The sequence below is a fragment of the Sphingobacterium spiritivorum genome (assembly GCF_016724845.1).
Classification (GTDB): domain Bacteria; phylum Bacteroidota; class Bacteroidia; order Sphingobacteriales; family Sphingobacteriaceae; genus Sphingobacterium; species Sphingobacterium spiritivorum_A.
Map to the genome: position 1 here is coordinate 1,772,581 of NZ_CP068082.1, position 25,374 is coordinate 1,797,954.

At 40.0% G+C, this 25,374-nt stretch carries 20 protein-coding genes; 6 read left to right on the plus strand and 14 right to left on the minus strand.

Translation table 11 applies throughout. From position 1 onward, the window contains the following. Positions 1 to 41 precede the first annotated feature (41 nt). Both I6J03_RS07385 and I6J03_RS07390 read right to left on the minus strand, forming a co-directional pair. Positions 42 to 1,073 carry an endonuclease/exonuclease/phosphatase family protein gene (locus I6J03_RS07385; RefSeq protein ID WP_003008892.1) on the minus strand — a complete coding sequence of 344 codons (1,032 nt, stop codon included), beginning with the start codon at positions 1,071 to 1,073 and terminating at the stop codon, positions 42 to 44. A gap of 96 nt (positions 1,074 to 1,169) precedes the next feature. Beyond that, complete coding sequence (locus I6J03_RS07390) at positions 1,170 to 2,930, minus strand: helix-turn-helix transcriptional regulator (protein WP_003008894.1); 1,761 nt, start codon at positions 2,928 to 2,930, stop codon at positions 1,170 to 1,172. Positions 2,931 to 3,113: 183 nt separating this feature from the next. Here I6J03_RS07390 and I6J03_RS07395 point away from each other — a divergent pair, with 183 nt between their 5' ends. After that, positions 3,114 to 3,695 carry a hypothetical protein gene (locus I6J03_RS07395; protein WP_003008898.1) on the plus strand — a complete coding sequence of 194 codons (582 nt, stop codon included), beginning with the start codon at positions 3,114 to 3,116 and terminating at the stop codon, positions 3,693 to 3,695. 165 nt (positions 3,696 to 3,860) lie between these two features. After that, the gene (gene mfd, locus I6J03_RS07400; RefSeq protein WP_003008900.1) at positions 3,861 to 7,199 is read left to right on the plus strand and encodes a transcription-repair coupling factor; all 3,339 of its coding nucleotides are present in this window, start codon (positions 3,861 to 3,863) and stop codon (positions 7,197 to 7,199) included. Positions 7,200 to 7,316: 117 nt separating this feature from the next. Here mfd and I6J03_RS07405 read toward each other — a convergent pair whose 3' ends face one another. The 6 genes from I6J03_RS07405 to I6J03_RS07430 all read right to left on the minus strand — a co-directional run bounded on the left by I6J03_RS07405 (position 7,317) and on the right by I6J03_RS07430 (position 15,673). After that, positions 7,317 to 9,833, minus strand: coding sequence for a M14 family metallopeptidase (locus I6J03_RS07405; protein WP_003008902.1), 2,517 nt, complete (start codon positions 9,831 to 9,833; stop codon positions 7,317 to 7,319). Positions 9,834 to 10,070: 237 nt separating this feature from the next. Further along, entirely contained in the window at positions 10,071 to 11,225 is a 1,155-nt protein-coding gene (locus I6J03_RS07410) for a galactokinase (RefSeq protein ID WP_003008904.1), read from the minus strand. 1 nt (position 11,226) lies between these two features. Next, complete coding sequence (locus tag I6J03_RS07415) at positions 11,227 to 12,285, minus strand: UDP-glucose--hexose-1-phosphate uridylyltransferase (protein WP_003008906.1); 1,059 nt, start codon at positions 12,283 to 12,285, stop codon at positions 11,227 to 11,229. Between the two features lie 141 nt (positions 12,286 to 12,426). Beyond that, the gene (locus I6J03_RS07420; RefSeq protein WP_003008908.1) at positions 12,427 to 13,704 is read right to left on the minus strand and encodes a metallophosphoesterase; all 1,278 of its coding nucleotides are present in this window, start codon (positions 13,702 to 13,704) and stop codon (positions 12,427 to 12,429) included. A gap of 11 nt (positions 13,705 to 13,715) precedes the next feature. Beyond that, positions 13,716 to 14,750, minus strand: coding sequence for a ferrochelatase (gene hemH / locus I6J03_RS07425; RefSeq protein ID WP_003008910.1), 1,035 nt, complete (start codon positions 14,748 to 14,750; stop codon positions 13,716 to 13,718). Between the two features lie 74 nt (positions 14,751 to 14,824). Next, positions 14,825 to 15,673: a 4-hydroxy-3-methylbut-2-enyl diphosphate reductase gene (locus I6J03_RS07430; RefSeq protein ID WP_003008912.1), complete on the minus strand. Its 849-nt coding sequence runs from the start codon at positions 15,671 to 15,673 to the stop codon at positions 14,825 to 14,827. A 182-nt stretch (positions 15,674 to 15,855) separates the two neighbouring features. Between I6J03_RS07430 and I6J03_RS07435 the strand changes: the two genes are divergently transcribed. After that, entirely contained in the window at positions 15,856 to 16,275 is a 420-nt protein-coding gene (locus tag I6J03_RS07435) for a nucleoside-diphosphate kinase (RefSeq protein WP_002997935.1), read from the plus strand. Between the two features lie 77 nt (positions 16,276 to 16,352). Here the strand turns inward: I6J03_RS07435 and I6J03_RS07440 are convergent, their stop codons facing one another. The 3 genes from I6J03_RS07440 to ruvX all read right to left on the minus strand — a co-directional run bounded on the left by I6J03_RS07440 (position 16,353) and on the right by ruvX (position 18,890). Beyond that, complete coding sequence (locus tag I6J03_RS07440; RefSeq protein WP_201694268.1) at positions 16,353 to 17,921, minus strand: calcineurin-like phosphoesterase C-terminal domain-containing protein; 1,569 nt, start codon at positions 17,919 to 17,921, stop codon at positions 16,353 to 16,355. 101 nt (positions 17,922 to 18,022) lie between these two features. Continuing rightward, a complete protein-coding gene (gene ybeY / locus I6J03_RS07445; RefSeq protein ID WP_003008919.1) occupies positions 18,023 to 18,451 on the minus strand; it encodes an rRNA maturation RNase YbeY in 429 nt (142 codons plus the stop codon). 22 nt (positions 18,452 to 18,473) lie between these two features. Next, positions 18,474 to 18,890, minus strand: a complete 417-nt coding sequence (ruvX, locus tag I6J03_RS07450) for a Holliday junction resolvase RuvX (RefSeq protein ID WP_003008921.1) — start codon at positions 18,888 to 18,890, stop codon at positions 18,474 to 18,476. Between the two features lie 179 nt (positions 18,891 to 19,069). Between ruvX and def the strand changes: the two genes are divergently transcribed. Then, positions 19,070 to 20,293 (plus strand): peptide deformylase, encoded by a 1,224-nt coding sequence (gene def, locus I6J03_RS07455; RefSeq protein WP_232279758.1) that lies wholly within the window; start codon positions 19,070 to 19,072, stop codon positions 20,291 to 20,293. A 54-nt stretch (positions 20,294 to 20,347) separates the two neighbouring features. Here the strand turns inward: def and I6J03_RS07460 are convergent, their stop codons facing one another. Then, positions 20,348 to 20,821 carry a hypothetical protein gene (locus I6J03_RS07460; RefSeq protein WP_003008925.1) on the minus strand — a complete coding sequence of 158 codons (474 nt, stop codon included), beginning with the start codon at positions 20,819 to 20,821 and terminating at the stop codon, positions 20,348 to 20,350. Positions 20,822 to 21,013: 192 nt separating this feature from the next. Between I6J03_RS07460 and I6J03_RS07465 the strand changes: the two genes are divergently transcribed. Beyond that, complete coding sequence (locus I6J03_RS07465) at positions 21,014 to 23,038, plus strand: ATP-binding protein (protein ID WP_201694270.1); 2,025 nt, start codon at positions 21,014 to 21,016, stop codon at positions 23,036 to 23,038. After that, positions 23,031 to 23,666, plus strand: coding sequence for a response regulator transcription factor (locus tag I6J03_RS07470; RefSeq protein WP_002997950.1), 636 nt, complete (start codon positions 23,031 to 23,033; stop codon positions 23,664 to 23,666). The genes I6J03_RS07465 and I6J03_RS07470 overlap by 8 nt, the downstream gene beginning before the upstream one ends. 65 nt (positions 23,667 to 23,731) lie before the next feature. Here the strand turns inward: I6J03_RS07470 and I6J03_RS07475 are convergent, their stop codons facing one another. Together I6J03_RS07475 and I6J03_RS07480 are read right to left on the minus strand one after the other, a co-directional pair. After that, a complete protein-coding gene (locus I6J03_RS07475; protein ID WP_003008934.1) occupies positions 23,732 to 24,766 on the minus strand; it encodes a glutaminyl-peptide cyclotransferase in 1,035 nt (344 codons plus the stop codon). Between the two features lie 250 nt (positions 24,767 to 25,016). Further along, positions 25,017 to 25,373, minus strand: a complete 357-nt coding sequence (locus I6J03_RS07480; RefSeq protein ID WP_003008936.1) for a YraN family protein — start codon at positions 25,371 to 25,373, stop codon at positions 25,017 to 25,019. Position 25,374: the final 1 nt, after the last annotated feature.

Genomic DNA, 25,374 nt, shown 5'->3' on the forward strand with positions numbered 1-25,374 from the left:
AAGCAAAGAGGCTGAAAAATATTTTTCAGCCTCTTTGTTTATTATTTCCATTGAAAGTCTATTAACAATGCTTTATGATCCGTCGGCCATACAGCCAGTGGTAGTATAAATTTGTCTTTTGATACTTCGGTTGTCTTCTCTCCTCTCAAGATAGATTCTTTAGGGCCGACAACGGCAGCCTTGACAGGCTTTAGCCTTTGACCTGATTTGTAAAAGATAAAATCAATCCTGTCCCGCTCATCGGCCGACGCTCCCCACACCAGCTTACTGATCTCAACATCTTTATTGTACGAAGGAAAAGTAAAACCGGGATGAGTTACTTCATTTGGATATACTTTACGAAATGCATCCTGAAACCCTCCTTCAGCAAGCATTTTGGTAATCGTCCAGGGAATAATCAACCCCTTATGATCATATTTATCTTTGGTACGAGCGGTCCAGTCCAGATAAGACGGTTCGTTAAAATCGCCTCCAAGGATTACCTCATGTCCTACACTGATTTCTTTCGCAGCATCGTCCATGAAAATCTGAATAGCTTCATCACGACTGGATGAATTATTGTTAGCTAAAATAGCGTCTGCATCTACAATAGGTGCTTCAAGTTTTGCCCATGTATCCGCATGGTAACCTCGTGGCAGATAATTTGCGCCTTTCGTATACTCCAGGTGAGCAGTGTAAAATGCAATCGTCTTTCCCTCCGAAGGAGAAACAACAGCTTTGTGTATAGTTCCTTTAAATTTGCTGTCATCACCCACACGTCCGTAAGAAGCCAACGGATAACGGCTCAGAAGGCCGCTGTCATTGCTAAAAAAAGAATAATAGGTAAGACCTCTTTGTGCAAGTGCTTCGACTATACGCTCATTAAATTTTGTATCGTGATAATTTCGCACTTCACTAAATGCAATCAGATCGGGTTTCAAACGTGCGATTTCATTTGCTATAGCTTCAAAACCACCCGGCACAACTGTTCCTTCCTGCCATATATTAAACTGAAGAACACGCAAATTTTTGGACTCTTGTCCCCATACAGCAACTGTAAAAAAGAACTGTAAAAGAAGAAATATTTTTCTCATATCAATTGATCAGGTTTGGACCTAAAGCTACTCATTTCTACTGAAAATTTTCTGTGTCTGTCTTGTAAACGAATGGTTATCAACAAAAATATTACGCTAACCGTTGTCTGAATCTGAAGTATCCCGATCAAACACAATATTGAAAAGATCGTCTGATTTCTCCCCCAGTTTCTTACGTAACCGTTGTCTGGATTTTTTCACTGCATCTACAGTAACGCCCAACATATTAGACATCTCTTTATTGGAAAGGCCTAACTTCAGCAACAGTATAATACGCTGATTAGACTCTGTAAGTTCCGGATAATTTTTACGCAATTGCTGAATAAAAAAGGGATATTCTCTTTGAAAAGCAGTTTTAAAATTGGTCCAGTTTTCTTCAGTCATCAGATGAGAGTCCAGCAAGGATTGCAATTGACCTTTCTGCTGTTTTAAAGAAGCTGAAGATGATTTACTGATCTCCTTTATTTCTTTGGCAAGCAGATCGATTTGTTCATTTTTTTCAGCCATATAACTTCGATAAGAAGCCATAGTCTCGTTCGCTTTCAATAGTCTTTGATCTGAAAGCACCTTTTCAACCTGAAGCTGAAGGATACGCTTGTCATAATTATCCTGACGTGCTTTATTCTTCCGCTTAAAAATATTGAAGATCAACGCTATAATGATCAATAAGATAACGACGAGAACTAAATAAGTTCCCTTTTTAAACTTCTCTTTCTCATAGCTCTGACGAGCAAGTTCGATATTGTGCGCATATCTTTCTTTCTGTGCAAGCCATCTGGTCTGCCTGAGGATCATATCCCCATCCGAATTGGCCAGAGAATCATCCAGCACCGCCAGTCTCCGGCGTGCTATTAACTCTTCCTGTACATCTTTTTGCATCAAGGCAATATCCAGCCGCAGACGTACAATCTCATATTCGGATCTCTTAAAATAAGGTTTGGCCACAGCATATTTTTCAGCCTCACTGATCACTTTTTCCGCACCGGAAATATGGTGGTTGGCCAGATACAGCTTACCTAACAATATCAATGCATACATTGTATTCTGATCACTCTGATATTTGGTCGAGTAGACAAGATCCTGTTGTACAAAACGAATAGCCTTATCTATCTGTCCCCTTCCCTGATAAATAAGTGCCATATTGCCCATTGCTTTACCCAAACGCACCTCATCATTTACCCGCCTTGCCGTATACATTGCTTTTTTGAAATACATTTCTGCACTTACCGTATCCTGCTTTTTCAACAGATACTGGCCGATATTATCCTGAAGAGCAGCTCTGTCACAGGACAGGGCAGCGGCATATTCTTCCGCTCTTTTCAGATAGACAATCGACTCATCATAATCGCCGATCGTCCCCAGGAAATAACCGATATGCCTGAATGATTCACAGGGAATCAAAATGCTTTCCTGTTTTAATTTACCAATTTGATCAATTGCCTGCATAAATAACGGAAGAGCGGCAGACATATCTCTGTAATTATACAGATAATGAGCATAATTGAGTATCGCCCAGAGCTCTACATCCGGTTTTTTATTGACAGAAGCTGTATGTATAGATTGCAGGTATAATTGTGTACTCTTAGGATTGATATCATCATAGAACAAGGCATAGCCATCAGCCATCAGTCCATAATAGGCAGCCCTCAAACTGGAGTCCCTGTCCTTATCTGCCTGCCGGATAATGGGAAGAAGATAGGTCTTAAGCCGGGACGTATCTGCAGGAAGTGTATGTTCTGTAGCCAGTATAGATTCAAGCTGTTGTTTACGGGTAGTAAAACTTTGTAATTTTAATTCCTGACTTTCCGCATAAAAACCAGCTATCAAAAAAGGAAAAAGCAAATACAGTAACTTCACGACATATTATTATTAGCAGGTTAATATTATATTCTTAAGGAAGATACAAATATATTATCCTTTTTTATAAATATTAGTGATTATCCTTACATTACTTTTCATTTTATATTAAATTTCAGACAACACCTACTTAATTGATAAAAATTACAGCACTTTATTTCATTTATATCTACCTTTATTATTATGTCACTACATCAGGATCCTGAACTCAAAAAAGCCGTACTCAATCTTCCGCAAAAGGAAAAAGATAAACTATTGGTCCGGCTCATCAGTAAGGACAAAATGTTAATCAAACAACTTCATTATCAACTCCTCGAAGATGAAAATGATCTGGAGGATCGAATTATCAGCTTGCGTGCACAGCTGCAGCAACTATTTAATACCGGCACCTCACAAGTTGGCGGCTCTCCCAACTTCAGCAATTTCACAGGCCTCAACAGATTGGTCAAACAAGCCAGCGGAATGGTCAATGAGCACGAAAAGGTGACTAAAGACAAAGTCAGCGAAGTAGAATTCAGGATATACATTCTCAGCCGTGCGATCGAAGGATATCCGGAGCTATTTCAGTCTTCTTATCAATCTGCTGCGCACAAGCTGCATAAATATATCAGTGGACGCCTTAAGCATGTACTGACCAAATATGACAAGCTACATGAGGATCTGCAGTTTGACTTCAGAGAAGATTTACAACGTATCCTTGATGTGGCTACCAAAAGCGCTCTTCATAGCTATATACGTGATCTTAAGCTGCAGACTGAGCTGTAAAACAGGCCTGATATAGGATATATGTTGTTTTATCATGAGCAGATGAGCCCAAAAATAAAAGAACGGTTTTACGTAAAATTAATGAGGATTGTGACTAATTTTCAGGTGAAAATTTAGTCAAACCCTACATTTTAAGTAACTTCGCGATGTCAAAATACTTCGCGCGTGGGAATTCAAGAAATATTAGAAAAATATGGTCAGAGCGGGCAAACACAAGCACTGACAAAAGCTATTCAGGCTAAAAACCCTAAAGTTCAACTCAAAGGTCTTGTCGGATCATCAGATGCGGTGGTAGCCGTTGCGTCCTATTATTTACAGGAACGCCCCTACGTCTTTATTCTGCCTACACATGAAGAAGCTTCTTATTTTTTGAGTGATCTCGAAAGTTTACTGGACAAACAGGTCCTTTTCTTCCCTTCCTCCTTCCGCAAAGCTTTTGATTTTACACAGCTGGATGCTGCACATGTTCTGCAACGTGCCGAAACACTTAGTGCACTGAACCATGCCTCCGAGCTACCAAAAATGGTAGTTACCTATCCGGAAGCGCTTGCAGAAAAAGTCATTAACAGACAAGACCTGCAAAAAAATACACTTGAAATAACACAAAACAGTAAGCTCTCCATAGAATTTATAAATGAATTCTTATCCGAATACGATTTTGAACGCGTCGACTTTGTCTACGAACCGGGACAGTTTGCTATACGAGGAGGTATCGTTGATATCTTTTCATTCTCTAATGACAAGCCCTATCGGATTGAGTTTTTTGGGGACGATATAGAAAGTATACGAACATTTGACATCGAAGATCAGCTATCGGTCAGTAAGATACATACTGTCACGATTGTACCCAATGTACAGGCTAAGTTTCTGAGCGCTCAACATATCTCACTTCTGGAATATATCGATCAGGACACCGTTATCTGGGTAAAGGATATTCAGTTTCTGACAGACATTGTCAAAGACGGGTTTAAGAAAGCAAATCAATTCTGGAAAGCACTGACAGAAAAGGAAAAAACACAAAATCCGGAATGGATCAATCCGGAATATAGCCTTAGTGATGAGCGAAATCTGGCGGCGATGCTCCATGATTTTCCAATAGTAGAATTCGGGAAGCAGTTTTTCTACAAAGCAGATCAGACCATTACTTTTGATATCCATCCGCAACCCTCTTTTAATAAAGATTTCAACCTCCTTCTTCACAATTTCAAAGAGAACGAAAAACAACATATTCAGAATCTTATTTTTTCAGATTCGACCAAGCAGATTGAGCGGATCTTCACTATCATAGAAGATCTGGATAAGACAGTCACCTTTATCCCTGTGCATAAAGCTCTGCGGGAAGGATTTAGAGATGATGAATTGAAACTGGCCTGCTACACAGATCATCAGATTTTTGACAGGTATTATAAGTATAAGCGCAAGAAAGGCTATGAGCGTACACAAGCCATTACGCTGAAAGAACTTCGTGATCTGAAACCGGGAGATTATATCACCCATATCGATCATGGGGTAGGAAAATATGCCGGTCTGGAAAAAGTAGATGTCAACGGCAAATCGCAGGAGATGATCCGTCTTGTATACGCAGACAATGATCTTCTCTACGTCAATATCAATTCTCTTAACCGGATATCAAAATATTCCGGAAAAGAAGGCACAGTTCCCAAAATGAACAAACTGGGAACCGATACCTGGGAGAAATTAAAGAAAACGACCAAACGTAAAGTAAAAGATATAGCCAGGGATCTGATCAAGCTCTATGCAAAGCGTAAAGCTCAGACCGGAAATGCATTTAGCCCGGATACCTATCTGCAAAATGAACTGGAGGCCTCCTTTATCTATGAAGACACTCCGGATCAGGAAAAAGCTACAGCCGACGTGAAGCGTGATATGGAATCTCCGCATCCTATGGATCGCCTTATCTGCGGAGATGTGGGCTTTGGTAAAACGGAAGTAGCTATTCGTGCAGCTTTCAAAGCTGTAGCAGACAGCAAGCAAGTCGCTGTCCTTGTTCCTACAACCATATTGGCGCTGCAACACTATCGGACGTTTACAGAAAGATTGAAAGGCCTCCCCTGCAATATTGACTACGTCAACCGCTTCAAGACCACTAAACAGATCAAAGAAACCTTAGCAAAACTGACTGAAGGAAAAATAGACATCCTTATCGGTACTCACCGCCTGGTCAGTAAAGATGTGAAGTTTAAAGATCTGGGTCTGATGATCATTGACGAGGAGCAGAAATTCGGTGTTTCTGTCAAGGAGAAACTCAAAGTAATGCGGGCAAATGTGGATTCACTGACTCTTACAGCAACTCCGATACCGCGCACACTTCATTTTTCACTGATGGGAGCGCGTGATCTTAGCATTATATCCACACCTCCGCCTAACAGACAACCGGTACAGACCGAGCTTCACGTGTTTAATGAAACCCTTATTCAGGAAGCTGTCAGTTATGAACTGGACCGCGGAGGGCAGGTATTCTTTATCCACAATCGTGTTGCAGACCTGAAACAACTGGGTGCTCTGATCCAAAAGTTAGTTCCGGGAGCCCGCGTAGGTGTAGCTCACGGCCAACTTGAAGGCGATGACCTGGAAGATGTAATGCTAAAATTCATCAGCCATGAGTTTGATGTATTGGTAGCTACCACCATTATTGAAGCAGGGCTTGACATTCCTAATGCCAATACTATTATGATCAACCATGCACATATGTTTGGTCTGAGTGACCTGCATCAGATGCGGGGACGTGTTGGGCGATCCAATAAAAAAGCATTTTGCTATTTATTAAGCCCTCCGTTATCAACCCTTACTTCAGAAGCCTATAAGAGATTATCAGCTATTGAAGAATTTTCGGAACTCGGATCAGGATTTAATGTGGCCATGCGTGATCTGGATATACGCGGATCAGGAAATCTGCTTGGTGCCGAGCAATCTGGTTTTATCGCTGAAATTGGATTTGAAATGTATCATAAAATTCTGGATGAAGCTATTCAGGAGCTTAAAGACGATGAGTTTACAGATCTTTTCGCTGACGAAAAAGAGCGTAAATATGTATCCTTTACACAGATCGACACGGATCTGGAAGTCCTTATTCCGGATGAATATGTAACCAATATCTCAGAACGTTATAATCTGTACACGGAATTGTCCAAACTGGAAAACGAAGAACAGTTAACTGCATTTGCACGCTCTATGGAAGACCGTTTCGGGCCCATTCCCCGTGAGGTATTTGAATTGTTTAATACGTTGCGTCTGCAATGGTATGGCAAGCAGATTGGTCTAGAAAAAATTTCATACAAGAAAAACACACTTAAAGGCTTTTTCCTTAATAATCCGAAATCATCTTATTTTGAATCCGATCAGTTTGGTAAAGTACTGGCTTTTGTACAAACTAACCCTACAATCTGTAATCTCAAAGAAGTAAAAGGGCAGCTCCGTATTGCTTTTGAAAACATTTACAGTGTTAGCGCAGCACTTGACCTTTTACGGGATATGAGTAAATAAGATCTGCAAGGGAAATATTCAGTATAGTATTAAAATATTAAGCGTCTGCTGTATAAAGAAACAGCAGACGCTTAATTACATTAAAGAATGGACAACCAGGATATGTTACCCTGATTATTACTGCGCGTTACCGACAAAGAATGTGGCATTAGCCATCATCAATTTACCATTCTCCCAGAAGTTTCGAAAGATAATATCATCTGTCAGATAGGTTACTGATCCTTTTCCTACAGCTTGTACAGCAAATACAACCCCGTTTTTGAGGTATTTTGTTAGTTTCTCCCCTACAAAACCACTTGTTCTGGCATTTTCTCCGATATATCCCACATTCCATCCTTTATCATTTCCCGCAAACTGGTAGATCTTATCGTCTTGTTTTAACGTATAATAGCTTTCATATCCAAACATAAGCGGATGGGTAGGGTCAATCGTCAATTTGAAGATAGCACCAGCAGTATAGTTTGTCAGTGCATTTCGTTCCCTGTCGCCATATTTGACAGTCGTTTTAGGTGTAGTCGGCAGTATGGTATCTTTCTTTACTAATTTCATCGAACTCCACGATTGACTGCTGAGCTGGTCAACCGCTGTCTGCATAGCGATTACTTTACCTCCGGCCTGTATCCATTTTGTAAACTGCTCGGACTGTGCTTTATCTTTCAGGAATGGATATTTACCGGAAGGAAGTATCAACACATCAACTTTTGACCAGTCTGTCCGGTCATAATCTCCGACATTGATCAATGTAATCGGGTACTTTAATTGCCGGTCGAAATAGTGCCAGATTTCGCCACTATTAATGGAAGAGGTTCCCTCTCCTGTAAACATCGCAACCTTAGGTGCTTTGATCTTCACGACTGAAGGACTACCGAAATCGCGTCCTTTATCTACATAACTGGATTGCAGACTATAAATACGAATCTGATACCGGTCTCCCAACACCGTTAATTCCTGAGCAATGCTATTTGTGAATTTCTCATTCCCTTTCTTGAGAATCACGACAGATCCGGAAGGGAAAACTTCATTGCCAATGGTAAAGGATTCCTCCGAATATTTGACAGCATAACCTTTCTTCAGCAGTTCGGAAGTAATCTGCGCAACGGCAAAACCATTCCATTTCATTGCATAGCCCATTGTTGCGGATAATTGATTACGAATACTATCTCTCTCATAAGGCTTACCAAGCGCAACAGGAGATTTGGTAGCATATGCTTCCAATCCATATACATAAGGCATCGCCCATGCCGTGATATCGTAGGTAACTGAATCATTCAATTTTGCGTGCGGTTCAAACAATACCCGGATCAGAGCTGCTTTGGGTTGATTTGCAGGGATCACCAGATCTTTTTCAGTGCAGGAATAGCTTTCCTCTTTTGCAGTGGTATAGTTATATCCTTTAAAACTTCCTTTTGCGGTATAGGTCTGAATATCATTATTCTTGAGGAAAGTCTGCAAGGCATTCAGCTTTGCAGCATGCTTATCTTCGTATTTAATGACGTAGGACTGATAAGAAGAGAGTTTACCACTTACAGCCTGATTGTAGAAATCTCTAAACTCTTTGATCAGTTTAGGTGCATGCTCAGCGGATACCTGCACAATATTAATTCCGGAAGCATGGTGATGTATTGCCCGGTCTACCAGTGTCAGCGTATCCAGCTCATCCGTGACCACTCCCAAACCTGCAGACCCGTTACCTGCCTGCTCATACGTCATACCGATAGAACCTGAATACGTCGGATAGGTATCTCCGTAAGAGGGATAGAACAGATCGAATCTTTCTTTTGTAAAATACAGCCAGCCTTTCTCGTCGAAATAACGGGCATTGAACCGCCCTATTGTTTCCTGAAAAGCTCGCTGCCATGGAGTGATTACTTCATGTAATGGCTCTGCTGCAGGAGGAAAGAAGTAAGGATTATTAATTCCTTGCTCATGAAAATCTACGTGCACCTGTGGCAACCATTTATTATAAAAGGCAACCCGTTGCTGACTTTCCACCTGCGTCTGCCAGGCCCAGTCCCTGTTCAGATCAAAATAATAGTGGTTTGGTCGTCCTCCTGGCCACGGCTCATGATGTTCCCTGGCGTCACGTCTGGCATTCAGCTGATCACCGACAACACTATTATACCAATTGACATACCGGTCAGTCCCGTCAGGATTAAGACAAGGATCGATAACGACTACCGTCTTCTCTAACCACTGTTGAGCCTTCTGATTTGCCGGATTAACCAGATCATAGAGTGTCAGCAGAGATGCTTCGGCAGATGACGATTCATTCCCGTGAACATTATTACTCATCCAGATAATAGGCGGAGTTTGTTCATTGGCTTGTTTTCCATCATTTAAAGAATGAGCCAGCCTTAGATTGTTTTGGCGGATTTCTTCCAGACGATTTATATTAGATTCTGATGAGATAAATGCCACATACAGTGGTCGCCCCTCATTTGTAGTGCCATACTGTTGCATGCGCACTGTTTTAGGACTCTGTTCGGCCACATGTTTATAATAACTGATCAGCTTCCAGTGTGGAGTCAGTTTAGTCCCGACAGGGTATCCCAAAAATTCTGCAGGAGATTTAAGTTGTGCCCATCCGGTTACTGTAGTACATAACAGCAAGAAAAAAAGGAGTCTTATTTTCATTCGTATATAATTTGTTTTAGAAGGTGACAAAACCTTGACTGCCAGAGGCAGATATCCGATTTTTCACTTGAATTAAAATGAGTTTTTGTAAATAGATTGATCAATTTAGGATACAAGAATATTCTTTTAACTAAAATTGGCATTTTATTTTACTTAACCAAATTATAGAAGCAATACGATAATAAAAAAGGCATTTCATGGGTATGAAATGCCTTTGAAATCTTATTTTTTACAATTTCAGGCTATACGAGTAGTACCATCTGCAGTTTCGACCACATAAGGGGTAAGCGATACGCCGAACTGTTGTTGATATGATGCACTGATTTCCTTTACAAATTGGTCTAAAAAGTCTTTTTTTACTAAATTGATCGTACAGCCACCGAAGCCACCACCCATCATTCGTGCACCTAATACATCAGGATATGCATAAGTAGTATCTACAAGAAAGTCCAGTTCTTCGCAACTCACCTGATAAGCTTTACTAAGCCCTTTATGTGAAGCATAGATATGTTGTCCTAAAGAGATCAAATCCCCTTTTTCCATCGCCTGACAGGCCGCCACAACCCGAAGATTTTCTTCGACAACATACCTGCACTTGATATACACATCCTCATCTCTGTTCTTCACCACTTCATCCAATATCTCTACTGTAACATCCCGAAGGCTTTTTACCTCAGGATATCTTTCACGGATCAAGGAAACGCCAAGTTCACATTTTTCACGACGCTTGTTGTACTGAGAGTCTCCCAGTGAATGTCGGACATTCGTATTCAATAACAATATCATGTAATCACCGAGCTCCAGAGGAAAATATTCATATGCTAAAGAACGGCAATCCAGTCTGAATACCTGATCTTTCTCGCTGAGTACAGAAGCGAACTGATCCATGATTCCGCATTTTACACCGACATAGGTATGTTCAGCAAGTTGCCCTATTCTGGCTATATCTATCCGCGAAAGATTAAGCGAAAACAATTCATTTAAAGCAAAAGCTGTGGCACACTCTACTGCTGCAGAGGAAGAAAGCCCCGCTCCTGCAGGTACATCTCCGTCAATAAATAGATTGAATCCTCCGACATGTAATCCCCGCTTCTGAAGTTGATCCACCACGCCTAAAATGTAATTTGGCCATCCCTTTTCAGCAGGCTGCAGATCTGCTGCAGACACCTGAAACATCTCCCGGAAGTCTGCTGCGTAAAGGCAGATTTCATTATCCTGTCTCGGTGCGACGGCTACATACACAGCCTTATTGATCGCTGCAGGCAGCACAAAACCATCATTATAATCGGTATGCTCTCCGATAATATTAATGCGTCCCGGAGATTTAACAATAATTGAACTGTGTTGCTGAAAATGATTATAAAAATTATCTTGGATATTCTGGATATTCATCTTAGTTACTTTGTTGTTTATAATGGATGTCGGATAATTCTCTTAACTTTTCTGCTGCATATTCAGGAGTGATATCACGTTGTGGGTTAGCGAGAAGCTCATATCCTACCATAAACTTTTTGACTGTTGCAGAACGCAATAACGGAGGATAGAAATGCATATGCCAATGCCACTCCGGATAGTCTCCGCTATTGACCGGAGCCTGATGCATTCCTGCGGAATAAGGAAATGATGTTTTGAACAGGTTGTCATACCGGATCGTGAGCTCCTGCAGAGTTGTGGCCAGATCCAGCTTTTCTTCTTCAGTAAAGTCAGCTATAGACTGTGTATGTCTCTTACTGATAATCATGGTTTCATAAGGCCAGCTTGCCCAGTATGGCACCAACGCTACGAAATGTGGATTGTTGATAAGAATGCGCTCTTTTTTCCGGAGTTCCAGTTGCAGATAGTTCCCTAGCAGAGATACACCTTTTTTTTCAAAATATAAGCGCTGTTGTTCTGTTTCCTTCTGGATTTCGACAGGAAGGCTCCCCTGTGCCCAGATCTGACCGTGCGGATGTGGATTGCTACAGCCCATAATGGCCCCCTTATTTTCGAATATCTGGATATACCGGATCCACTCCTCTTGCGATAAAGTATCAAATTCGCTTTGCCATACATCTACCACAGCTTTAATCGATGGAATATTCATTTCCGGCAATGTAAGATCATGTCTGGGGCTGAAACTGATCACCTTACAGATACCTCTTTCTGCTTCAGCGACTAATAATCCTTCTTCATCTTCAGCTCCTGATGCCGTATCCGGCAGTAATGCCGAAAAATCATTAACAAAGACAAAGCTTTCTTTATAGGGTGGATTTATCGCTCCATCTGCACGCACATTACCCGGACACAGATAACATTTCGGATCATATGCAGGCCTGTTGTCAGCCGGCAAATCTTCTATCTGTCCCTGCCATGGGCGTTTACTACGGTGAGGAGAAATCAAGACTTTCTCTCCTGTCAGCATATTAGTTCTGCTGTGCGGAATATCAGCAAAGGATAGATTTAGGTTATTCATTACTTACAATTACTTTATAATTTGACCATTACATCAATATGTAAAGTTAAATTTATGAAGCAAATAAGTTACTATAAATTATTAAAAAAATAACAAACCGTGATTAAATCAGCTCAGGAAAAATCCTGTTCAGAAGAGCTCTTAAACTACAGGTTTTGTTCCTTTGATCAATTCAAAAATGGTAATTTCCGGAAGTATCCCCACACGTCCCGGGTAACCCAGAAAACCATAGCCAACGTTGACATAGAGCTGCTTATTTTGTTTTTCTCTGTAAAGTCCGGCCCATTCCTTATAAATATATTTGACCGGGCTCCACTGAAAGTTTTCAGTTCGCACACCAAATTGCATACCATGTGTATGACCTGCAAACATAACATCTACATCTGTATCCAGCACTTCTGCGCGCCAATGAGAAGGATCATGAGAAAGAAGCAACTTAACAGGTTGTTCTTCAGTACCCATAAGCGCTTTTTTGAGATCTCCCTTTTTCGGGAACCGGCCTGTCCCCCAGTTTTGAACACCTACTATCGCAATCTCTTCGTTACCAACCTTTAATGTTCTGTTTTCATCCATCAGAAGGTCCCAACCCATTACTTTATGCGTATCGATTACATCCTGCAGATTTTTTCTTTTTGCAGGCGAATCTTCCTTGCCGTAATAATAATCTCCATAATCGTGGTTACCTAAGGTTGAAAACACACCCAAATCGGCCTTGACACGGGTGAAGATATCCTGATAATCCCGCATTTCTGAAGCCACATTGTTAACCAGATCACCAGTAAAAAAGATGGCATCAGGTTTCTCTCCCAATAACATATCTATACCGCCGGTAACTGCTTTTTTATTATAAAAACTTCCGGAATGCACATCCGAAATCTGTGCGATACGCATGCCATGAAAGGAAGCCGGCAAATTGGGTAAATAAAGTTTTTTTCTGCGGATTCGATAGTCATACGCTCCGGAAACTATCCCCCAGCCTAAAGGCAGAATAGGCAATGAAGCAATAACAATCCCGGATTTCATTAAAAATTCTGATCTCGAAATCCCTTTCTTAGCCTCCTCCGGCAAAGGTTTTTCTATTTCTTTGATCCGATCTTCCAGCTGCTCCTTTTTACGGATGGGTCTCAGTAATCTCGAGATCCATACGCCTCCTCTCCTGATGTCATCAATCAGGATAACCAGAAAAAAGAAGAATTTACAGGTAGCTGTCAGAAAAAATGCAACCAGTATAATCGAACGGTAGGTAAGTGGAATATTATACTTCATACCGATAAATACGCCGGTTAATAACAAGATAGAATATGCCCACCACGCATAACCAAACCATTTCTTATGTACCAGTTTAATTTTTGTAGCATGTAGTGCGAAAAAAATATAAAAATCTAATATAAAAAGTATGACGGCATTAATAATCAACATCTTCTATTGCTTTAATTTTTGTTATTGAGCGCCAAATTTTTCAACGCTTCTATCCATTTAGGATCATCATTCAGACTTTCGACCAAATGAACTTCTTCTCCGCCCGCGGCCTTAAATTCATGAGCATATTCCACCTGAATCTCATCCAGCGTCTCAATACAATCGGCGACAAAAGCCGGACTGAATACAAGCAGCTTCTTTACACCTTCTTTCGCCAGACGCTGCAAGGCATCTGAAGTATAGGGTTGTATCCAGGGTGTTTTACCGAGACGCGACTGGAAACAAATCGTATAACTTCCCTCCTGTAACCCCAGTTTATGAATGATGGCTCTGGAAGTTGCATAACATTGTGACAGATAACAATACGGATTCACCTCTGCTTTACATGAGTCACAACCTGTATCCGGACAGTTTAAGGTACCGGTAGGATCTACTTTTCCCAACTGACGTACAGGAAGTCCGTGATAACTGAACAGAAAATGATCATACTGAGACAAATCCAATGCTTTAGCATGGTCTGCAAACACATCGATCATTAACGGATGATCACAATAATTACTAACGAAACTTACTTCAGGAAAGTATTGCCACTTGCGCATTAATTCCATGACCTTATCAATAACAGATCCTGTAGTCGCAGAAGCGTATTGAGGAAATAACGGAATGACCCGGATAGACTCTAAAAACATGCCTTCCATCTTTTGGAGTGCCTGCTCTATAGACGGATTCTGATAACGCATGGCCAACTCGACATGATACTCTTCTCCCAACTGCTCCTGTAGCATTTCCGCCTGCAGTACACTGTAATACATTAACGGAGATCCTGTCTCTTTATCCCAGATTGTCTTATATACCTTTGCGGATTTGGGTGCACGGGTAGGAGCAATGATTCCCTTCACAAGTAACATACGGTTGAAATAAGGAATATCAATTACGCGACCATCCATCAGAAATTCGGTCAGATACTTACGAACATCCGGAGTACTAGGAGAATCAGGAGTTCCAAGTTGAACCAGAAGAATGCCTTTGGTTGCTTTTTTAGTCATAGCCAACAAAAATAAGGATAAATAAAGGTTGAGTCGCCTTTATTAGGAGAATATGAAACTTTCATGACGGGACACTACAGTGCTTCTATCGCTTTCTGTACATCTTTCATTAACCACATAGGTGTAGAAGTCGCACCACAGATACCGACACTGTCATTTTCAGCAAAGACGCTGCTATCGATCTCATCTGTACCGGAGATAAAATAGCTGTTAGGATTTGCCTTTTGACAAACATCAAACAACACTTTGCCGTTAGATGATTTTTTTCCGGAGACAAACACGATCTTGTCATACTGACGTGCAAAGTCACCCAGATCTTCGTATCTGTTTGACACCTGACGACAGATTGTATCATTAGCTTTGACATCATATCCGCGTTTGATCAGTTCTTCTTTAATCTCGTAAAACTTATCAACGGATTTGGTTGTCTGACTATATAGCGTAAAGCTGGAGGGTAACTCCACATTGTCTAATTCAGTAATATCCTGAAAAACCAATGCTTCATCATTTGTCTGTCCCTGAAGACCGATAACCTCTGCATGTCCGTGTTTTCCAAAAATCAAAATCTTCTCATCGTCGTCATGCGAGGTTTTGATTCTGTTCTGCAGTTTGAGTACAACAGGACATGAGGCATCAATCAGTGTAATATTATTTTTGAGTGCAATTTTGTAGGTTTCCGGAGCTTCGCCATGTGCGCGGATCAACACTTTTTCATGTTGCAGGGCCGGCAGATCTTCATGATTAATGATACGTAACCCTTTTGCTTTCAGTCTTGCGACCTCTTCATCATTATGTACAATATCTCCAAGACAATATAAATAACCATCCTCTTCCAGAATCTCTTCGGCCATATCTATAGCATACACTACACCGAAACAAAATCCGGAATCTTTATCTATTGTTACAGTCAGATTTTTACTCATAATACAAAACTAAGCATTACATATCATATCTGACAGGCCGGATATGATAATTTACATTTGGAAAACTTTGTACAAGACTTATGTTCTGCTTATTACCTGATATTCTCATTTTTTATTTTCGATCTTACATTTCACCTTTTAGTTGCTAAATTTCATACCTTTGCAAAAATTTTAATATTGTAATGGCAACTAACAGAACTTTTACGATGATCAAACCAGATGCAGTAGCAAATGGTCACATCGGCGCGATCTTAAACGACATCATTTCAGGCGGTTTCAAAATCGTAGCTTTGAAATACATTCAATTGACTAATGAATCTGCAGGAAATTTTTATGCAGTACACAAAGAACGTCCTTTCTATGGTGATTTGGTCAGCTTTATGACTTCAGGACCAATCGTTGCAGCTATCCTGGAAAAAGACAATGCAGTAGAAGATTTCCGTACACTTATCGGTGCGACTAACCCGGCTCAGGCTGCGGAAGGAACAATCCGTAACAAATACGCAAAATCTATTGATGCAAATGCAATCCACGGATCTGATTCTGATGAAAATGCTGAAATCGAAGGAAACTTCTTCTTTTCTCAATTCGAAAGATTCTAGTCTGCAGACTGAAAAGAAAATAAAAAAATCCTTCCCGGAATCGGGAAGGATTTTTTTATTAGAAATAAGTGGCTAATCTATTTAGAAGCCTCTACTTTTATTTCTTTTACTCCGGTATGTGTTCTTCCGAACATATCCACAGCCTGAATTTCAATTTTGTGATTCCCGGCCTTTAGCTTTGGTAGTTTCATTTTCCACAGGTGTGTAGAAGAGATACCGTCAGAAGGTCTTCTTCCGTCCAATAATTCTTTTGCCAGATCATAGCTGCTGACCGCATACACATAAGCCGGATCTGCTTCCTCAGTATAATCCATTGCTTTCCATGCACCGTCATCAATACGATACTGTACATTATCCCCTTTACGACCAATAAAAAAATTGGCATAAATCGGGTAACGTCCGGAGTATTTCTGTGCAACAATTTCAGGCCCGTAGATAGCGATCTGATATTGCGGATCCTTGCCTGCTACTTTGTAATCAAATGTATATTGATTGCCTTTGATATTCAATACAGCATATCCCTTTGGTGTTCCGTCACGCATAGTAGATACCGGTACTCCAAGTTCATTTTTAATTCCGGAATACCAATCTCCGGATGTTGTTCCCACATTATATTCATGATGAGGCTTAGACTGCTTCCATCCGTCCTTTTGATCATAGAAATTTTGAGTCTGGAAATGGGTATGCGCAGACAACGAAAGCGTATGTGGGAAATCAGCCAACAGATCGAATAATCGTTGACGATCTGCTACACGAAAGACATCATCGTGTTCCAGTAATAATGGAATATGAAATGCCAGTACAATAAGTCTGTCTTTTGGTACTAACTTGAGATCATTTTCTACAAAATCCAACTGCTCTTTCCGGAATCCGCCCAGATAACCTTTTCCTTTTGTAGGGTGCGGATACAAGATATCATCCAGTACTATAAAATGAGCATTACCATAATTGAAGGAATAATTATTAGGACCAAAAGTCGCTTCGAAAGATTCATCAGAAAGAGAGTCTGTAGTAGCGTCATAATTCATATCATGATTACCCATGACCTGAAACCAGGGCAAGCCCATTTTGGCAATTGTTGTCTGATACGCCGGATGCAAACTCAGGTCATCACCGACAAGATCTCCCAGACTGATCCCGAATTTTGCAATTTGCTTATCGCCGATCTGATCGATCACACCTTTTTTGAAAAACTCCAGCTCATCCAGCGTATAAGCTTGCGGGTCTCCAAAAACAAAAGCAGAGAAATTTGCATCTTCTTTAGCCGGAATTAGAGCGAAATCTACAGGTTTTGATAATTTTCCTGTTGCAGCCACACCTGCATATTTACTGGCCGGACTTCCTTTCGGTTTGTGTATATAATAAAACTGAGGATGATTATTAGCATTGACCGGGATGCTGTAATCTGTTGGTTTGATTACAAAAATAATATTATCCTTACCCAACGGGAGCTCATATTTACCTTTAGCATCGGTCTTCACTACCTGTACACCATTGCTGACAGATACATTGGCTATGCCGGCCTCTTTCTGCTCGCGCACACCATTTTTATTGGCATCAGCAAATACAGTTCCTCTCACCACATCCTGCGCATGCAAGGTTGAGAGTATGGATAAAAAAGTTAAAAATGTCGAAATTTTCTTCATAACAGCTATTTTGCGTTTCCGCAAAAATACATTTGCTGCATAAACCCAAAATCAGCACATTGTTAAGAAAATATGAATAAAGACACTAAAGAAGAAGATTCTTAAAAAGTTCTCTTTGACAGATACTCATCCTCCTTCTCAGTCATACGCTTCTTATCTTCCGCTTTCTTATCATGATAACCACATAAGTGCAATACTCCATGTATCACCACACGATGCAGTTCGTCCCGCTCTGCCACTTTAAATTTTTCTGCATTATCCTGAATCCGTTCGATACTGATAAAAATATCTCCGGCAATCGTATCTTCCTCCTCTGAACTATCAAAAGTGACAATATCTGTAAAGGTATCATGATTCAGGTATTGTTTATTGATTTCTAGCAGATAGGCATCTGAAGAAAATATAAAATTCAATTCTCCCACTCGTTTAAAGCCTTCAGACTTGATTGTCTCGGCTATCCACTGGCGGATCTTTTGTTTTTCCTTAGGTTTGAAATCAGTATCCTCTGCAAAGAAATTAATATTCTTCATGTTGTATTATTATTTTTAAATCTTATAAAAAACTTCTGCTATCCATGTACGACTGTAGTATTATTGTCGCGGATATGGTATCTACCAATCCTTTTTGTTGACGTTTTCCTTTTTTCATGCCACTCTGTGCAATCACAGCAGAAGCCATTTTTGAGGTAAAACGCTCATCCACTTCAGCAACCGGAATTGTGGGAAACTGCTTTTTCAGTAAACGGATAAAACCGACTACATGAGAGGCTGACTCCGAGTCTGAGCCATCCATTTGCCTGGGTTTGCCTACCACAAATGTTTCCACCTGTTCTGTTTGCAGGTAATTCTTCAGAAAGTCAAAAATCTCATTAGGATGTACAGTTGTAAGTGCATTTGCCACAATCTGCAGAGGGTCCGTCACTGCAATTCCTATTCTTTTGGTCCCGTAATCAAATGCCATTAACCGCATATCTGTTTATTTTTACAAAAGTACTATTCCAAAATGACAAAAAGATTAATAGCTATACGAGAGAAAATCTATAATTTTGCTAGACTATATTAAAACAATCCCATATGAAGTATCCGGATAGTGCAAACCGAAGAGCAGAGGTTGGATATTCCATTTGGCTGGTAAAAAACAAATTATATATGAAATTAACATTTGTGACTGTTATGTTATGGTGTATCAGTGTGATGGCATTGGGTCAGACCTACAGTTCTACGATCAGCAAATTCAGAGCAGATCAGCAGACGGCATTGGCGAAAGAACAATTTGGCCCGCTTCGTCCGCAGGATATCGCTCATCTGCGTTATTTTGAACCCGATCAGCAATATAAAGTCAGTGCCACAGTGGAGATCCTGTTTAATGAACCTACTTTTCGTATGCCTACTTACGATGGTACCAGTAATGAGTATAAGAGATATGCATTGCTTCATTTTACACTTAAAGGCGAGAAAGTAACCCTCACGGCTTACCAAAGTGCCGCTTTATTTCAAAATCCTGCCTATAAAGATCATTTATTTTTACCATTTTTAGATCAGACAAATGGTAATCAGACATATGAAGGTGGTCGGTACATAGATTTTGATATTAAAGATATAAAAAACAAGAGTGTAGAAATCGACTTCAATAAAGCTTATAACCCGTATTGTGCCTATAGTAACGGATACAGATGTCCGCAACCTCCGGCTGAAAACCATTTGCAACTGGCGGTGGAAGCGGGTGAAAAAAAATATATTGGACCAAAAAATGAAAGACCTGTGAACAAAAACGCAGCAAAAGGCTTCACAGAAGCTGAGAAAAAGAAAATAAAGGCGGGCACTGCCTCAGAAATCATGTATGTATTACAGGTGACTAAGACTAATGATCTGGCGATCTTAAAGGCTACTTCTCAAGATATAAAGTATGATGATCCTTTATTAGAATTACTATCGCAACGTATGTATGCCACCGTCAATGATCCGGATCATTCGGGCGTAGGGATTGCTGCTCCACAGGTAGGAATTAATAAAAATGCAATCTGGGTGCAGCGATTTGACAAAAAAGATACTCCTTTTGAGTTCTATGTGAATCCTAAAATCATCTGGCGATCCAAGCTCACACGCAAGGGAGCGGAAGGCTGTTTGTCCATTCCGTCCAGAAAAGAAGATGTATTACGCAGCTATGCTATCCGCCTGCAATACGTAAATAAAACCGGTGATATAATCGAAGAAAATATTGAAGGGTTTACGGCTGTGATCTTTCAGCATGAAGTAGATCATCTCTATGGAATATTGTTTACAGACCGACTGGAAGAGCAAGCCGAAACTCCGCATGTCTCTCTGCAGGACAAAATTGAGTTTTCCATTCCTCCGAAAACTATACTCCCTTAATATATACTAAAGAAGCTATCTAACTAGTTTCTGGATAGCTTCTTTAGCATACGATTATTTCTGCGGTCCCAGATTTACCTGAATAGCCCCATCTTTCAGATCTTCTATATTCTTATCTGTAAATATTCCTGTTTCCTTTTTCAGGATAGCTTCCAGCAATTCATCTGTAGAACCGTTGTGGCTCACTTCTATTGATGATTTTTTACTGCTATACTTTAATTTTGCATCCGTTACGATATCGCAGGTCTCAATAGCAGCGTTAAGCTTCCGTAATGTAGCCATATCTGTGCCCACAATATTAATAGTAGTCTTATTGAGATCTCCGGTAACTTCGTTATTTGACTTCTGAAGAAGTGAATTTCCCGAATTTTTAACTTTTCCGGCTGCACTTGCCGCCTTTTCTGCTGAATTTGAGGCTTTGGTTACTTTATCCAAAGCACGATCTAATTTATCCAGAAAACCTTGTGCCTGTACTGTTGCTGTCCCTAAGAACATTAGAGCCAAACAACTTAATAAAATCTTTTTCATTTTCTTATGGTATATAATGGTCAGTTATATACAAATATAGATGCAGGAATTCCAGATTTAAATCCCCTGAAAACAGTAAAATTTATTACCTGCAAACAGGTAATTTTACCCCATATAATTCCGATATTTCTAAAAAATCTATACATTAGAAACTGAGGTATATATACTTCTGCTATCAAAACATTGAATCCTATGCATATCCGTACATTTCTGCTCACTTTACTCATGCTAATGTGCTGGTTTACTGCCCGATCCCAACAGGTACTATCTCATATGGATGAGAAAAAATTTCTGGACAGTATGCAAACCGTTATTTCCAAAACCAAATCGGATAGTATAAAAGCTAATACTTACTTTTTTATATCAGACTACTGGAGATTTAAAGACACTTTACAAAGCAGAGAAGCGCTTGAAAAAGGGAAACAAATAATCACAAAAGACGGAAAATTTGACAACAGATTCAGGTACCTGGAAGGACTCTATTACTTTTATCTGGGTCAGCATTATTACAACTGGAATAAACCTCTGGCAGCCAGCGCCTATTTAAAAAGTGAAAAGATAATAGGTACTTACAGCCATCCGAAAGCAAATCTGCTCCGTGCTGCATGCTGGTATAATTATGCACTTATGGTCAGGGAACAGAAAGGAGATGCCTTCGTTACAGACATCCTGCTCAATAAGTCTATTCCCTTAGCCGATAAAACTGAAGATTATGAAAAGAGGGCACATTATTATGCACAACTCGGAGCTATAATGATGTACAGCAGGCAATTTGATAAATCAGCGATATACAACAAAAAAGCGATTGAACTTCTGGAAAAGAAAGACCCCAAATCTCCGACTTTACTGTTGTCTTATCTAACCGGCACTGAAAATTATATACAGCTCAAAGATTTTTCAAATGCAAAAAAACTGCTGGACAAAGCCGCATCACTGTTAAAGATATATCCAGAATCCGTCAATGCCTCCTACTATTATTATCAGGCCGGTTCCTATTATTTATACAACAAAAATTTTGGTGAGGCACTACAAAATCTGGACAAAGGAATTGAAATCACACAAAGAAACAATCAATTTCACCTAAGGGAAATGTTGAATTTCCGGAAATATGAGGTATTAGTCGAGCAAAAAAAATACTCGGAGGCTAAACGAATATTGACGGCTTTAAGTAAACCCGACAATGTAATCCTTCAGGATCTTTCTTCGAAAAAGGAAATCTATAATCAGATGGTAAGGATCAATGAATTGACAAACAATACAGGAGAAGCCTTCAAATGGTTAAAAAAGTATAATCTCTTTGAAGACAGCCTTCATAACAGTGAGACAAATATTAAGATAAACGAACTGGAGACAAAGTTCAGAACTGTAGAGAAAGAGAAGCAGATCGGAGCACTTCAAGCTGCAAAGCGGGAAGCAGAGCTTTCCTCCCAGAACAGCCGGTTGACCAGCTGGTCGCTCTTCATTACTTGCCTGCTCTTATTAGTCGTGGCCGGTATTTCTTTTCTCTACTACAGAAACAATAAAAAACTACTGATCGAAAAAGAGAACAATCATCTTCAGCAGCTTAAAGATATTCAGCTTACAGAAAAAATCCGTTATGGGAAAGCACTCATGGCCGGAGAGGAAATAGAGCGACAGCGACTGGCAAGAGACCTGCACGATGGATTAGGCGGAGCTTTGGTTGGTATAAAAATGAGTTTGTCCGGAAAAATAGCCGAAAGTACAGATCAGGATTATGTATCAGATCTTATTCCCGTGATTAAGCAACTCGACAATTCCGTCTCCGAACTACGGCATATAGCACACAATATGATGCCTGCCAATCTGATTAAATTCGGACTTGAAGTCGCTATCAAAGATCTCTGTGAAACCATACCTCATGAACAGATAAAAGTTTCGTATCAGGCCTACGGTATTCGTAAAGATATCCCCGAACAGACGGAGCTTTATATCTACCGCATTATACAGGAACTGCTGAATAATGCCCTTAAACATTCAGAAGCTACAGAAATACTGGTACAGTGCAGTCAGGAAGGTAAAATATTCTCTATTGCCGTGGAAGATAATGGAAAAGGATTTGAAACCGAAACTTTGGATAAAGCCAAAGGTATGGGATTTACTAATATTAGAAACAGAGTGGGGTTCTTGAATGGTCATATCGACATAGAGTCTTCTACAGGAGAAGGAACCACCGTAAATATTGAAGTATATGTTTGAAAAAACAATTAAGATAGCAATAGTCGATGATCATCTCATCGTTTTAGAAGGTCTGAGCAGATTAATTGAAAGCAACCCGGAATATACAATTGCTGGTACTTTCACACATGGTTATGATTTTCTGACTTTCGTCAAAACAGAGCCTGTGGATATTGTACTCTTAGATATAAGCCTGCCTGATATCAGCGGGATAGATTTATGCCTTCAAATCAAAAAGGTAGCACCGGATGCTGCAATAATTGCCATCAGCAACCATATTGAAAGGAGTATCATCCTTCAGATGCTCCAAAACGGAGCTGTAGGTTACCTTCTCAAAAATGTTGATCTGCATGAACTGAAAAATGCGCTTAATGAAGCACTCAGCGGAAAAGTAACATTCAGCTCTGATGTCAAGGAGATCATAGCACGGCCTCATCTGCATGACCTGATCGAACTTCCAAAGCTCACAAAACGAGAAAAAGAAATTTTACAACACATTGCACTGGGAAAAACAACGACCACAATAGCTGATGAATTGTTTCTGAGTCCGCTGACGATCGAAACTCATCGTAAGAGGATGATGAGCAAATTTAAAGCAAAGAATATGGCTGCGCTGATTAAGACCGCTATGGAGCACAACCTGATTTAATAATAAACAATAAAGGTCTCTTTTAAAAAGAAACCTTTATTGTTATACTGAATATCGTTTTTAATCTACCTTTCCACTAATTTTACTTCAAATAGCTGATTCCATTTTTTACCCGTTAAGAAAAGACGTTTTCCAGCTTTATCATAAGCGATACCATTTAATTCGTTATCAAAGGATTGACGCTGAGGGTTGGTATACATACCTACCAGATTTATTTGTCCTGTCACAGCCCCGGTTTTTGGATCTATAATAACGATTATGTCTTTTTGATAGACATTCGCATATACCTTTCCATCTATATATTCCAGTTCATTCAGTTGCTCTACGGCACCGTTCTCATCGTATACACCGATTGATCCTTCTTCCTTGTAGGTCTCTGCATTCAGGAAATACAATTTATTACTTCCGTCAGATTTGATCAGGCGCTGACCATCGTTTGTGAGTCCCCAGCCTTCCTTACTGTTTTCATAATTGAAAGTTCCGGTCTGATTGAATGTAGCTTTATCAAATACAAGACCCATATTATTTTCCCAGGTCAGCAACACTATTTTATTGCCGAATATCGTCATCCCTTCACCAAAGTATTTAGAATCCAGATCCAGTTTTTTCAATACTTTACCTGTATTGACTTCTACTTTTCTTAAGGATGAAAGACCATAGCGGCCTGTAGACTCATAAAAAATTCCATCCGCAAATTCTAGTCCCTGAGTAAAGGCCGAGGTATCATGAGGGAATGTATTAATAATTTCAAATCCATACTGTTTCGCAGATTCCGGAACAATCAGGACATTGGAATAAGCCATATCTTCTTTCCCTTCTGCGTATACCTTTGCTGTCAGATTTTTGTTCCCTAATCCGATTGTCTGAGAGTCCACAACTAAGCTGCTCGTATCCTGCTTGCGGCCAATTATATTTCCATCCACAGAATAGACTACAGAATCCAAAGTTGCAGAAGCAAAATTAAGCTTCAGATTCACTTTCTGTCCCAGAATAACTACTTTCCCGGATTCGGGAGATACAAACTCCAGTTTTCCTTTTTTTGTAAAACAACTGCTGAGCAGCATTGCTCCAACGGCAAAAACGCCAATAATTTTCTTCATTTATTCCTACAATTATTAATACAATTTACGGCTTTCTGTACCGAAAATGTATCCTCATTACTCAAAGTTACGGAAACAATATGATTTAAAATATGCTTATGATTTATCAATTTTAAGGATTTTTTTTTATTTCCCGGAGCACAATAACATATTTTAACTCTCCATATCTTTCTTCAGAGATACTGAACCAGGTTTGGCTTGCTGCTTCTTCATTACTGGTCAGCCGACAAATCGTATATCTGGATACTTATTATTCACTCCAGAATGCATCCTTAATCAAATGGATATAAGCTGGCTCACCCAGATAAACAGACACAATATCAAAACGTATATCTCCCTGATGTCCGCGCTCTTCTATACAAGCCCGGGCTGCACGAATCAATTTTCGTTGTTTCTGTATATCGACAAAATCCGCAGGCTCTCCATGAGCATTTGAAGATCGGGTCTTAACTTCTACAAAAACAAGAATATCACCATCATAAGCCAATATATCGACTTCCAGTTTTCCTGTTCTCCAGTTCAGAGCTAAAATCTGGTATCCCAAGGCAGTCAGATGAGATAAAGCCATTTGCTCCCCCTTTTTTCCTTGTTCCAGATGCTGTGCCATA